The sequence below is a fragment of the Paenibacillus sp. FSL P2-0136 genome (assembly GCF_037975325.1).
GTDB lineage: Bacteria > Bacillota > Bacilli > Paenibacillales > Paenibacillaceae > Paenibacillus_AQ > Paenibacillus_AQ silagei.
Map to the genome: position 1 here is coordinate 828,624 of NZ_CP150244.1, position 11,271 is coordinate 839,894.

Here is an 11,271-nt window from a genome sequence, read left to right on the forward strand (position 1 = left end):
CTGCGTAGATAGAATAGGAATTACCCATACATAGGGCTCAAATATAGAATCACACCGGGCGGAGCAGATAAAGAAATGCGTAATATCTAAATGTGGTAACATAGTAAAATAGTTCTATTATATTTTCTTATCTCGGTTATTACATCCTTGGTTATAGATATATATAACTAGTTTATTTAAAAATAATGGGTCTATTTTACCATAAGTCAAGGAGAACTGAATATGACAGACCGATTGATCCGGCTGATGCGCATCATTACGCTAGTTCAAGCCAAACCGGGAATTCTGGCCCGTGAGCTGGCGGAACGATGCGGCAACAGCGAGAGAACGATTTATCGGGATATGGATGCGCTCAGTGCCATGCATATCCCCATTACTCATATGGGACATGGCAAGGGGTATGCTTTTATCGGTAATTTCGCGCTGTACCCCTTGGATTGGTCAGAAGAGGAAGAAGAGGCTTTTTCTCAGTTGCGCAGTATTATGGCGGAGATCAAACCTTTGCTGCCCCCGGGCTTTGAAGACGCATACGAGAAAGTGATGGCGGCAGATTATAAGCAAAAGGCAGAAAGGGAAGAAACAATGGAGCGTACGAAAAAGGAAGCCGGACCAAACTGGACGGAAAATAGCAGATCTCAGGGAGACCAGCCCCTCTTTCTGACCGACATTCTGGATGCCGTAATGAAGCAGAGAAGCATACAAGCTGACTATAGTGAGAATGCCTACGAAGAAAAAGGTATCCGGATTGATCCCTATTGCCTGGTCCCGCTAGAGAATCGTTTTCACCTGATTGGTTTCTGTCACCGCTTCGGGATCATCCGCACCTTTCATATTAACGGCTTCTCCAGTGTCAATCCGCTGGACAGGTGGTTCTCCAAAGACCAGTTCGATCTGCAGTCCTTCATGGAGCAGAAGTGGTCCCTGGAACAGGACAGCCTGCAGGTTGAATTCAGAGTCAAATTCTCGCAGCGGATGATGGAACGGCTGAAGCAGGAGGAGATGTTTGTGAAGCCGAGCAGGGTGGACCGCCAGAACCGCAGCCTGCATTTCAAGGTCGCTGTGGAGCAGGATATCGGCTTCGTTCATTGGATTATGAAATACAAGGAAGAGGCTGAGATTATGGAGCCGCTATATTACCGGGATGTGCTGAAGCAACAACTGGAGAAGTGGCTGTCGCTGTACAAATAACTGCAGGTATATTTTCCTCACACTTTTATGCTCTGATATATTCATATAAAATTCATAGGGTTAGTTATATGTACAAATTTTCCTTGCCTAGATAGGACATTCATAGTAAAGTTATACATTAAATAACAGTAATATGTATTTAAAGTTAATTAGATTACTTATTATGTTAGGTATTGGTTAATATATCTAACTTTTTAAATAGTTTTCCTGAGCAGGCATTTGACCTTCGTTCAATTTTTAACAGAAAAGAGGGAGAGACTTGATCCAGCCGATTCTGAGCATTGAAAACCTGCATACCCACTTTTTAACGGACCGCGGTGAGGTTCCGGCAGTGGATGGTGTCGATCTCTACATTAATCCGGGCGAAGTTCTGGGTGTCGTAGGAGAATCCGGCTGCGGTAAAAGTGTCACCTCCCTGTCTATCCTGAAGCTGGTCCCAAGCCCCCCAGGGAGAATTGTTGACGGACGCATCCTGCTGAAGGGCCGCGATATTGTTCCGCTGAAGGAGAAGGATATGCGTAAGATCCGGGGGGATTCGGTCTCGATGATCTTTCAGGAGCCGATGACCTCGCTGAATCCCTTATTCACGGTTGGACAGCAGATTATGGAGACGGTACGCCTGCACCGTGGTCTCTCCAGGAAGGAGGCCCGGGAGCATGCTGTCGGTATGCTGCGCAAGGTTGGAATTCCCCGGCCGGAAGCGATCATCGACGAGTACCCGCATCAGCTATCAGGAGGCATGCGCCAGCGTGTCATGATTGCTATGTCGATCTCCTGCAGCCCGGAGCTGCTGATTGCCGATGAGCCGACAACCGCGCTTGATGTAACCATTCAGGCTCAGATTCTGGAGCTGATCCGCCAGCTGAATGAGGAGCAGGGCACTGCCGTTATGCTGATTACCCATGATCTTGGCGTAGTAGCCGAGATGTGCCACCGTGTGGCTGTGATGTATGCCGGCAAGGTGGTGGAGGAAGGCAGTGTGCATGATATTTTCAAAAATCCGCTGCATCCGTATACGAGAGGACTGATTGCCTCCGTCCCCCGGATGGATGAAGCTAAGGAACGTCTCTACTCCATTCCGGGCAATGTGCCGATTCTCAGCACAGAGATGCAGGGCTGCCGGTTCGCACCGCGCTGCCCGGAGGTCATGGAGCTCTGCATGCAGAGCCTTCCGGCGCTGACACGGCAAGAGGAGCAGCACAGCTGCAGATGCTGGCTGCATGACAGGGAACAGGAGGATGCGGTATGAGTGAGAGCCTGCTTGAGGTCAAGGGACTCCGGAAGTATTATCCGCTGAACAAGGGCTTCTTCAGCCGGGAACGCGGCAGTGTGAAGGCTGTGGATGATATCTCCTTTGCTGTGAGCAAGGGGGAGACCTTCGGTCTGGTAGGGGAGAGCGGCTGCGGCAAATCGACTACCAGCCGCGCGCTGCTCCGGCTGATTGAGCCGACAGCGGGCGAGATCTGGTTCGAAGGGCAGGAGCTTACGAGGCTGTCTGCGGAAGATATGCGGCGGCAGCGCCGGGAGATGCAGATTGTCTTCCAGGACCCGTTCTCCTCCCTGGACCCGCGTCATACTGTGCAGCGTATTCTCGAAGAGCCGATGATTGTACACGCTACTTGCGATGCCAGGCAGCGCAAGGCAGAGGTGGAGCGGCTGGCGGATGTAGTCGGATTGTCCAGGGCCCATCTGCAGCGTTACCCTCACCAGTTCTCCGGAGGACAACGCCAACGGATCGGCATTGCCAGAGCACTGGCACTCCATCCGAAGCTGATTATTGCGGATGAGCCTGTCTCTGCGCTGGATGTATCGATCCAGTCCCAGGTTATTAACCTGATGCAGGATTTGCAGCGGGAATTCGGCTTAACTTACATATTTATCGCCCATGATCTCAGTGTGGTGAAGCATATCTGCGACCGGGTAGCGGTAATGTACCTGGGGCGGATTGTCGAAATTACGGACAAGCATAAGCTTTATGCCCGGCCGCAGCATCCTTATACGCAGGCTCTGCTGTCTGCGGTTCCTGAACCTGATCCCGATATCCGTAAGGAGCGGATCATTCTGCAGGGGGAGGTACCGAGTCCGGCGAATGCGCCAGTCGGATGTGCATTTAACACGCGTTGTCCGCGCGTGATGGAGCAGTGCCGGGTGATCAGGCCTCCGCTGATGGAGACAGAATCCGGACACTTCACAGCCTGCCATCTCTATGATGGAGAAGCCAATACACCGCTTGCCTGATTTGCTTGCATCTTAGAGCCATTTACAGAAGAACCTTGGTTTATAGCTGTGCTACCTGCACGGCTCTATATAAACACTTTGATATTTCAATGAAAGAAGGGAGCTTTCTGGAGATGAAGAAATGGGGTAATCTCGCATTGGTACTGATGCTTGGCGCGGGAATGGCGCTCAGCGGCTGCGGCGGAGGGAACAACACAGGCAACACGGGAAATACCGGAAATACCGGAGGGAATGCGGCCGCAACAAATGCTCCGGCAAGCCTACCTGAGACCTCCGGGATAGCGCAGGATACCCTGATCCTGGGGCGCGGGGGCGACTCGGCTTCCCTGGACCCGGCGATTGTGACGGACGGGGAGTCGCTGAAGATTGCGCATCAGGTCTTCGATTCGCTGCTCGAGTATAAGCCGGGTACCTCTGAAGTCCAGGCCTCACTTGCCGACAGCTGGGAAGTAACGCCGGACGGGCTGAGCTACACCTTCAAGCTGCATCCTGGCGTGAAGTTTCATGACGGAACCGATTTCAACGCCGAGGCAGTCGTGTTCAATTTCCAGCGCTGGACTGATCCGGCCAGTGAATACAAATTCGAAGGTGATTCTTTCGATTACTATGACTCCATGTTCGGTCCGGACGGGGCGCGGGTGATCAAGGAAGTGAAGGCGGTGGACGAGTCGACGGTTCAATTTGTACTGAACCAGCCGCAGGCGCCGTTCCTGCAGAATATCGCCATGACCACCTTCGGGATTGCCAGTCCTGCTGCGGTCAAGGAGAAGAAGGAGAATTTCAAGAATGAGCCGGTAGGGACAGGCCCGTTCGTGTTCAAGGAGTGGAAGCGCAATGATTCCATAACACTGGATAAGAATACCGCCTACTGGAAGGAAGGGCTTCCCAAGCTGAACAAGGTCATCGTGCGCTCGATCCCAGACAACTCAGCCCGCTTCACGGCGCTGCAAAACGGGGAAATCGATCTGATGGAAGATCTCAGCCCGGATGACTTGTCCACGCTGGAGAGCAACAGTGCTCTGACCAAGATTGAGCGTCCGCCGTTCAATGTGGCGTACCTCGGCTTCAACTTCAAGAAGAAGCCGTTCGACAATGTGAAGGTAAGGCAGGCGCTCAGCCATGCAGTCAACAAGCAGGAGATTATCGATGCATTCTTCGCCGGCCAGGCCCAGGCTGCGGTCAATCCTATGCCGCCTTCCCTGTGGGGCTATAACGACAGTGTGAAGGATTATGAGTATGATCTGGACAAAGCCAAAGCGTTGCTGGCCGAAGCGGGTTATCCTGACGGACTGCCTGATCCGGTGACCCTGTACGCGATGCCTGTATCCCGTCCTTATATGCCTGACGGCAAGAAGGTAGCCGAAGCGATTCAAGCGGAATGGGAGAAGATCGGGGTCAAGACCGTTATTGAGTCCCCGGAATGGGCGACTTATCTCGATGACACCAAGGCCGGGGAGAAGGACGATATCTTCATGCTAGGCTGGACCGGCGACAACGGCGACCCGGACAACTTCCTGTACACCCTGCTGGACAAGGATGCTATTCCCGGCAATAACCGTGCCTTTTATGTGAACGAAGAATTGCATACGCTTCTGACCGGCGCCCAGAAGGAGACAGACCAGGGCAAACGCACCGAGCTGTACAAGCAGGCTCAGGAGATTATCAAAGCCGATGCGCCATGGATTCCGCTGGTTCATACCACACCGCTGCTGGCCGGCAAGGCCAATCTGAAGGGTTTCGTTCCCGGACCGACAGGGACAGAGTATTACAGTGAGATTTATTTTGAATAAATACACCTTTGGAAGGTGAACGGAATTGAACTCTTACCTCATAAAACGTGTGATGGTGCTGTTCCCCGTGCTGATCGGTATGACCCTGATCGTCTTCTCCATTATCCATGCCATTCCGGGTGATCCAGCCGAGACGATTCTCGGCCAGAAGGCGACGGAGCAATCCAAGCAGGCGCTGCGTAACCAGCTTGGCCTAGACAAGCCCTGGCTGCAGCAATATTTTAACTACATGGGTGATTTGGCCCGGGGGGACCTCGGGACTTCGATCCGCACCAAAACGCCGATTGCCAAAGAAATCGTACCGTATCTGGCCGCTACGCTGGAGCTGACGGCTGCCAGCATGCTGTTCGCAACCTTCGTCGGAGTGAACGCCGGTATCCTCAGCGCCTGGAGGCAGAACTCCTGGTTTGACTATACGGCGATGATCATCGCGCTCATTGGGGTATCGATGCCGATCTTCTGGCTGGGGCTGATGGAGCAGCTGCTCTTCGCGCTGAAGCTGCACTGGCTGCCGTCCATCGGCAGGATGGACCAGCGCAATCCGGTGGAGACGATAACCAACCTGTACGTGCTGGATACGATTCTGGCCGGACGGTGGGACCAACTGTGGACGGTCATTAAGCATCTCATTCTGCCGAGTATTGCACTTGGCACGATTCCGATGGCGATCATTGCCCGGATGACCCGCTCCAGTATGCTGGAGGTGATGAATTCCGATTATATCCGTACAGCCAAGGCCAAGGGTATGTCGCAGTTCCTCGTGGTCTATAAGCATGCGCTGAAGAATGCACTGATTCCGGTGCTGACGGTAATCGGTCTGCAGACGGGGGCGCTGCTCGGAGGGGCGGTGCTGACCGAGACGATTTTTGCCTGGCCCGGTGTAGGGCGTTATATCTTCGAAGCGATCAGCTCGCGGGATTATCCGGTGATTCAGACGGGGATTCTGATTATTGCCTTTATCTTTGTGGTCATCAATCTGTTGGTGGATCTGCTGTATGCCGCTATCGATCCGCGCATCAATTACAAGTGAGGGGGAGCAGCTATGGGACAGGCAGCACTACAGGCTTCACCTCCTAAGGCTCCGGCGGATCAAGCCTCCGGCCCCTGGCGCGATGCGTGGAAGGCCTTCCGCAAGAACAAGACGGCCATGGCCGGGCTTGGCATTATCCTGTTCTTTGTACTGATTGCGCTGCTCGCGCCATGGATTGCCCCGTATGATTTCAAGGCCCAGCAGCTGGTGAACCGCCTGAAGCCGCCGTCGGCAGAGCATTGGTTCGGTACGGATGATCTGGGGCGGGATCTGTTCACCCGGGTAATCTATGGGGCGCGGATTTCACTCTGGGTGGGATTCTTTTCCGTAATCGGCTCGATCATTGTCGGCACTGCGCTGGGCATCCTCGCCGGATACTACGGCAAATGGATGGATATGATCATTTCCCGTTTGTTTGACATTTTGCTGGCTTTTCCGAGTATTCTGCTGGCCATCGCTATTGTAGCTATTCTGGGACCTTCCTTGCAGAATGCGCTCTACGCGATTGCCATCGTCAACATCCCGACCTACGGCCGGCTGGTCCGGGCCAAGGTGCTGAGCCTGAAGTCCGAGGAGTACATTACGGCGGCCAGGGCCATCGGGATGAAGAACGGGCGGATTCTGTTCAGCCACATCCTGCCGAACAGCCTGACGCCGATCATTGTTCAAGGCACTCTTGGCGTCGCGACAGCCATCATTGAAGCCGCTGCCCTGGGCTTCCTTGGACTGGGCGCTCAGCCGCCGGACCCGGAATGGGGCAAGATGCTCTCCGATTCCCGCCAGTTTATCCAGAAGGCCCCCTGGACCGTGGTGTTCCCGGGCCTGTCCATCATGCTGACGGTCCTCGGCTTCAACCTGATGGGCGACGGCCTGCGGGATGTGCTGGACCCGCGGATGAAGAATTAAATCTGAATAGAAGGTATTAGCAAGGGCTGTCCCAAGCCATATCAATGGCTGCTTGGGACAGCTCTTGTTTTGATGGAAGGTGGTTTCCTGTGTTAGTTGCAGAATGTACACTTAAAAGCAGCCAAAAGGCATAGTTTCATCTTCTAACTGTATTCTGTACAACTAAATCTGCCCAATTAGCTGATAAACGGGAGAAGGCTGCCTTTTAAATGTACGAAATACAACTAAACGTGAGAAGGGTTAGGAATCGGGCATTTTAGTTGTACGAATTGCAATTAAGCCAGTTCCACCTCCTGTCCTCGGGTCAGGGCTAAACCTTAGTTCAGCATTAGCCCAACGTGGTTCCCGAATGGGAGATTCGTTTCTCAGCGTTCTGTGAACCGAAGCCCTATTTTTCCCAAAAATAACTTTGTGAATTTTCGAACAATATCTGAAACGCTTCGTAATGTAGGTTGAAAGGGTGGGCGGAGAACAGATGATGACCGACAAACAGCTCGTTGAAGGATGCAAGTCCGGTCAACAAGAGCATCTTGAGTTTCTCATTGTCAGGTATAGGGATGATTTATACCGGTTCTGCCGCCATCTTACCTTGAACCGGCAGGATGCGGAGGATTTGTTCCAGGAGGTATGGGTACGTGTGCTCCGCAAGCTGGAGAAGTATGATGCAGAGCGTCCCTTTAAGCCTTGGCTGTTCCAGGTGGCCTTCAACATGTACCGTGACCGCTACCGGAAGTGGAAAAGCGTGTATGCCCTTTGGACCTGGTTGTCCTCGGATGCTGAGCTTATACATATTAGAGACCCGGCTCCACTGGCAGAAGAGGATCTGCTGCGGCATGAGGAGCACCGGTTCCTGGAGGAATGCCTGCGGAGTCTGCCCAAACGTTACCTTGCCCCTCTCGTGCTGTATTACTATGAGGAGTTCAGCTATGAGGGCATAGCGGAGGTGCTGGGGGTTCCCCTCGGAACTGTCAAATCCCGATTGAATCATGGTAAGAAGCTGCTGCACAAGCTAATGAAGGAGATGAATTAAATGAAGGAGTCCGGAGACGAAGACCGGCTGCTGACGGAATATTTCAATCTGCCGCTCACGCCATCACCAGAGCTTGTCTCTAATACGATTCGGCGGATTCACGGGCGCAGAAGAATGGTAATCCTTTCCGGGTTAATGGTCCTGCAATGGCTGGTATTCCTGGTGCTGGGATTGTATTTCCTGGCCGGTCCGGCTGCCATGCAATGGAAGATCAGCATGGGGCTGCTGTTCATCCTGTCTCCAATGGTCGCCGGAACATTGCTGTTGTACAGTACTATGGGAGGCGGGAGAGGGTCTTATGAAAGTTCACTTAACCGTTGAGAAATTTGTTTTTTGGGCGCTTACAGCAACCATCCTGGTAAGCTGTATTGCGCTGGGGTACGCTATAAGCCCCTATATGGGCGAGTTTATGGAGGAGAATCTGACCTGGCTCATCGTGATAAGCCTGTTGGCCCTGCTGTTCCTGGGGCTGAATGTGCTAATCGCGGTATTCATTTATAAAGATGCCTCGCGGCGGCGGATGAATGCCTGGCTGTGGGTGACTGCGGTCATCTATATCCCTAATTTCATCGGTCTGATCCTGTATCTCCTGGCAAGGAAACAGCATCACATTCACATAGCATCTAATGCAGGCAATGAGGGTATCCGTTGTCCGCACTGCGGCCATCTAATCTAAACCGGGGAGTGTTAGGGATATGAAGAATAAATGGATGAAACTGGGGATTTTGATCGTCATGGCGTCGGTGCTGCTGACTTCCTGTGACAAGAAAATAATGTACGTCGGGTCCAGCACGAAGAGCAAAATAAGCGGCTCCTACAAGCTTTTTACGGGCACAGAGGAGAAGAAGCTGAGCATGAAAAGCGGCGAAACGATCAGCATCGATTACAAATCCAAGGTGGAAAAGGGCCAGCTGTCCATGAAGTTATACGGGCCGGATAATGAGGTGCTTACTGAACTGGCAACTAATGAATCAGGTACCGAGAAGGTGGAAGCCGGGAAGGACGGGAAATACCGGATTGAAATCAAGGGGGAAGATGCCAAGGGAAGCTTCAAGGTTGCTTTCAAGGTCGAATAACTGGAGCTATATAGATTGAACTAAAAAATTTAAGTTAAAGGAAAAGTGGCGGAGGGGAATTTTGGAACTGGAGGAGCGGTAGCGACCGCCTTTGTCTACGGATTTCAACCGTTAAAAAAGGTATAAAATCATGAAATCTGTAGACAACAGCGGCCGGAAGTCCAAAACTTCTCTGGAGTCACGGCTAATTCCAAAACATAAAAACATTAGTTCAATTTATATAGCGAGAAGATTATTGCAGATAGCCTTAGAACAGGCCTCTTCCCTATACATAGGGCGGGGTTTTTTTGCTGTATGGATTAGGGGAGTCCCTATTTTGTTAGGATTTATATGTTTTGGGGTCCCCGCAAAGTACCTGATTCATCATCGAAGCTAAAGCTGCACTTTGTGGGGGTGTTTTGATACTAATTATAACTAAACATATACAAACATAATCAAATGCATTGTATAATTCGATTTAACTTGCTAGAATATGATCAAAATAAAGAATAGGGATTGGGAGGTATGGAGTGTGCTGAAGAAGTGGTTGGCGGGATTGGTGGTGCTGCTTATGGTGGCGGGCGTGTCGGCGGGCTCAGCAGGAGATGTTGAGGCGGCAGTGAAGAAGACGGAGATTATTGTCTCCGCAGCAGCGAGTCTGCAGGATAGTCTGGACAAGATTGCTGTGCAGTATGAGAAGCAGCATCCTGAGATTAGGCTGGTGTTTAACTACGGCGCCTCCGGTACGCTGCAGAAGCAGATTGAGCAGGGGGCACCGGCCGACTTGTTCTTCTCGGCAGGCGATAAGCAGATGAACGCGTTGGTGGATAAAGGGCTGATTGCAGACCACAAGGCGCTGCTGAAGAATCAATTGGTCGCCGTTGTGCCTTCCGATTCGAACACGAAGCTTACAACCATTACTGACCTTACCGCTCCAGCCTTCAAAAAGGTAGCCGTAGGCCAGCCGGAATCGGTACCAGCCGGACAATACGCTCAGCAGTCCTTGACCGCGAAGAAGGTATGGGATACGCTGCAAAGCAAGCTGGTCTTCGCTAAGGATGTCCGCCAGGTGCTGTCTTATGTGGAGACAGGCAATGCAGATGCCGGGTTCGTCTACAAGACGGACGCGTTAACCTCGAAGAAGGTGAAGATCGCCCTGACGGTGGGCGGCCATGTACACAAGGCGATTAACTATCCGGTGGGCATTGTTAAGGATTCGAAGCATCAGGCGGAGGCTAAAGCGTTCTACAGCTATGTGCAGACTGCTGCCGCAAGCTCGGTCTTTACTGGCTACGGGTTTCAATTGGCGAAATAAGTAACTTCTATTAGATAGGGTGAAAAGAGATGGAGATCAATTGGACCGACTTTTTCGCCCCGGTCTGGCTGTCCATCAAGATTGCGGTATTAACCAGTATGATCGTGTTCCTGCTGGCCACACTGGCTGCCCGGAAGATGGCGGGACGCCGGTTCTTCGGACACAGCCTGGTCGAAACGGTCCTGTTGCTGCCGCTGGTGCTGCCGCCAACCGTGGTCGGCTTCGTCCTGCTGGTGATCCTCGGCCGGCGGAGCTGGATCGGCAGGCTGTATGAACAGTTCACAGAGCAAACGATTCTGTTCACCTGGGGGGCGGCAGTCATTGCCGCTGTTGTGGTTGCTTTTCCGCTGGTATACCGTACGGTCAAGGCAGGCTTCGAAGGGGTAGAGAAGGACCTTGAGGATGCAGCGAGGGCGCAGGGAGCCAGCGAGCTTCAGGTGCTGCGCTATGTGACCCTGCCGCTGGCCGGGCGTTCGCTGGCTGCCGGTTATGTCCTCGGCTTCGCCCGCGGGCTGGGCGAGTTCGGGGCAACGATTATGGTGGCGGGCAATATTCCGGGACGCACCCAGACCGTGCCTACCGCGATCTATGTAGCGGTGGATGGCGGCAATATGACGCTGGCCTGGATGTGGGTCGGCTCGATCATTGTCATCTCCACACTTATGCTGATGTTCGTGAACCGCCGTACCTGACGGCTTAGCTTAACAAGGGTAACCCCC

At 52.6% G+C, this 11,271-nt stretch carries 12 protein-coding genes; all 12 read left to right on the plus strand.

The features are described from left to right. Nucleotides 1-222 precede the first annotated feature (222 nt). Nucleotides 223-1,188, plus strand: coding sequence for a WYL domain-containing protein (locus tag NYE26_RS03435; RefSeq protein ID WP_036723123.1), 966 nt, complete (start codon nt 223-225; stop codon nt 1,186-1,188). 259 nt (nt 1,189-1,447) lie between these two features. Beyond that, on the plus strand, nt 1,448-2,437 hold the full coding sequence (locus tag NYE26_RS03440; protein WP_036723125.1) for an ABC transporter ATP-binding protein: 990 nt from the start codon (nt 1,448-1,450) through the stop codon (nt 2,435-2,437). Then, the gene (locus NYE26_RS03445; protein WP_339253892.1) at nt 2,434-3,426 is read left to right on the plus strand and encodes a dipeptide ABC transporter ATP-binding protein; all 993 of its coding nucleotides are present in this window, start codon (nt 2,434-2,436) and stop codon (nt 3,424-3,426) included. The genes NYE26_RS03440 and NYE26_RS03445 overlap by 4 nt, the downstream gene beginning before the upstream one ends. Before the next feature lie 113 nt (nt 3,427-3,539). Continuing rightward, entirely contained in the window at nt 3,540-5,216 is a 1,677-nt protein-coding gene (locus NYE26_RS03450) for an ABC transporter substrate-binding protein (RefSeq protein ID WP_339253893.1), read from the plus strand. 25 nt (nt 5,217-5,241) lie between these two features. Further along, nucleotides 5,242-6,246 (plus strand): ABC transporter permease, encoded by a 1,005-nt coding sequence (locus tag NYE26_RS03455; protein WP_339253894.1) that lies wholly within the window; start codon nt 5,242-5,244, stop codon nt 6,244-6,246. Nucleotides 6,247-6,258: 12 nt separating this feature from the next. Beyond that, nucleotides 6,259-7,152 carry a nickel transporter permease gene (nikC, locus tag NYE26_RS03460; protein ID WP_339253896.1) on the plus strand — a complete coding sequence of 298 codons (894 nt, stop codon included), beginning with the start codon at nt 6,259-6,261 and terminating at the stop codon, nt 7,150-7,152. A gap of 475 nt (nt 7,153-7,627) precedes the next feature. Beyond that, nucleotides 7,628-8,182, plus strand: a complete 555-nt coding sequence (locus tag NYE26_RS03465; RefSeq protein ID WP_083685401.1) for an RNA polymerase sigma factor — start codon at nt 7,628-7,630, stop codon at nt 8,180-8,182. After that, complete coding sequence (locus NYE26_RS03470) at nt 8,183-8,503, plus strand: hypothetical protein (protein WP_339253899.1); 321 nt, start codon at nt 8,183-8,185, stop codon at nt 8,501-8,503. It abuts the gene before it with no gap. Further along, nucleotides 8,481-8,858 (plus strand): PLDc N-terminal domain-containing protein, encoded by a 378-nt coding sequence (locus NYE26_RS03475; RefSeq protein WP_339253901.1) that lies wholly within the window; start codon nt 8,481-8,483, stop codon nt 8,856-8,858. The genes NYE26_RS03470 and NYE26_RS03475 overlap by 23 nt, the downstream gene beginning before the upstream one ends. A gap of 19 nt (nt 8,859-8,877) precedes the next feature. Next, the gene (locus tag NYE26_RS03480) at nt 8,878-9,258 is read left to right on the plus strand and encodes a hypothetical protein (RefSeq protein ID WP_339253903.1); all 381 of its coding nucleotides are present in this window, start codon (nt 8,878-8,880) and stop codon (nt 9,256-9,258) included. A gap of 550 nt (nt 9,259-9,808) precedes the next feature. Beyond that, nucleotides 9,809-10,552, plus strand: coding sequence for a molybdate ABC transporter substrate-binding protein (modA, locus tag NYE26_RS03485; protein ID WP_339257306.1), 744 nt, complete (start codon nt 9,809-9,811; stop codon nt 10,550-10,552). 29 nt (nt 10,553-10,581) lie between these two features. Beyond that, on the plus strand, nt 10,582-11,244 hold the full coding sequence (gene modB, locus NYE26_RS03490) for a molybdate ABC transporter permease subunit (RefSeq protein WP_339253904.1): 663 nt from the start codon (nt 10,582-10,584) through the stop codon (nt 11,242-11,244). Nucleotides 11,245-11,271: the final 27 nt, after the last annotated feature.

Bases quoted from the DNA above. Each gene is read 5' to 3' on its own strand.
- NYE26_RS03435 (WP_036723123.1), top strand. From the start codon at position 223: ATGACAGACCGATTGATCCGGCTGATGCGCATCATTACGCTAGTTCAA.
- NYE26_RS03445 (WP_339253892.1), top strand. From the start codon at position 2,434: ATGAGTGAGAGCCTGCTTGAGGTCAAGGGACTCCGGAAGTATTATCCG.
- NYE26_RS03450 (WP_339253893.1), top strand. From the start codon at position 3,540: ATGAAGAAATGGGGTAATCTCGCATTGGTACTGATGCTTGGCGCGGGA.
- nikC (WP_339253896.1), top strand. From the start codon at position 6,259: ATGGGACAGGCAGCACTACAGGCTTCACCTCCTAAGGCTCCGGCGGAT.
- NYE26_RS03465 (WP_083685401.1), top strand. From the start codon at position 7,628: ATGATGACCGACAAACAGCTCGTTGAAGGATGCAAGTCCGGTCAACAA.
- NYE26_RS03470 (WP_339253899.1), top strand. From the start codon at position 8,183: ATGAAGGAGTCCGGAGACGAAGACCGGCTGCTGACGGAATATTTCAAT.
- NYE26_RS03475 (WP_339253901.1), top strand. From the start codon at position 8,481: ATGAAAGTTCACTTAACCGTTGAGAAATTTGTTTTTTGGGCGCTTACA.
- NYE26_RS03480 (WP_339253903.1), top strand. From the start codon at position 8,878: ATGAAGAATAAATGGATGAAACTGGGGATTTTGATCGTCATGGCGTCG.
- modA (WP_339257306.1), top strand. From the start codon at position 9,809: ATGGTGGCGGGCGTGTCGGCGGGCTCAGCAGGAGATGTTGAGGCGGCA.
- modB (WP_339253904.1), top strand. From the start codon at position 10,582: ATGGAGATCAATTGGACCGACTTTTTCGCCCCGGTCTGGCTGTCCATC.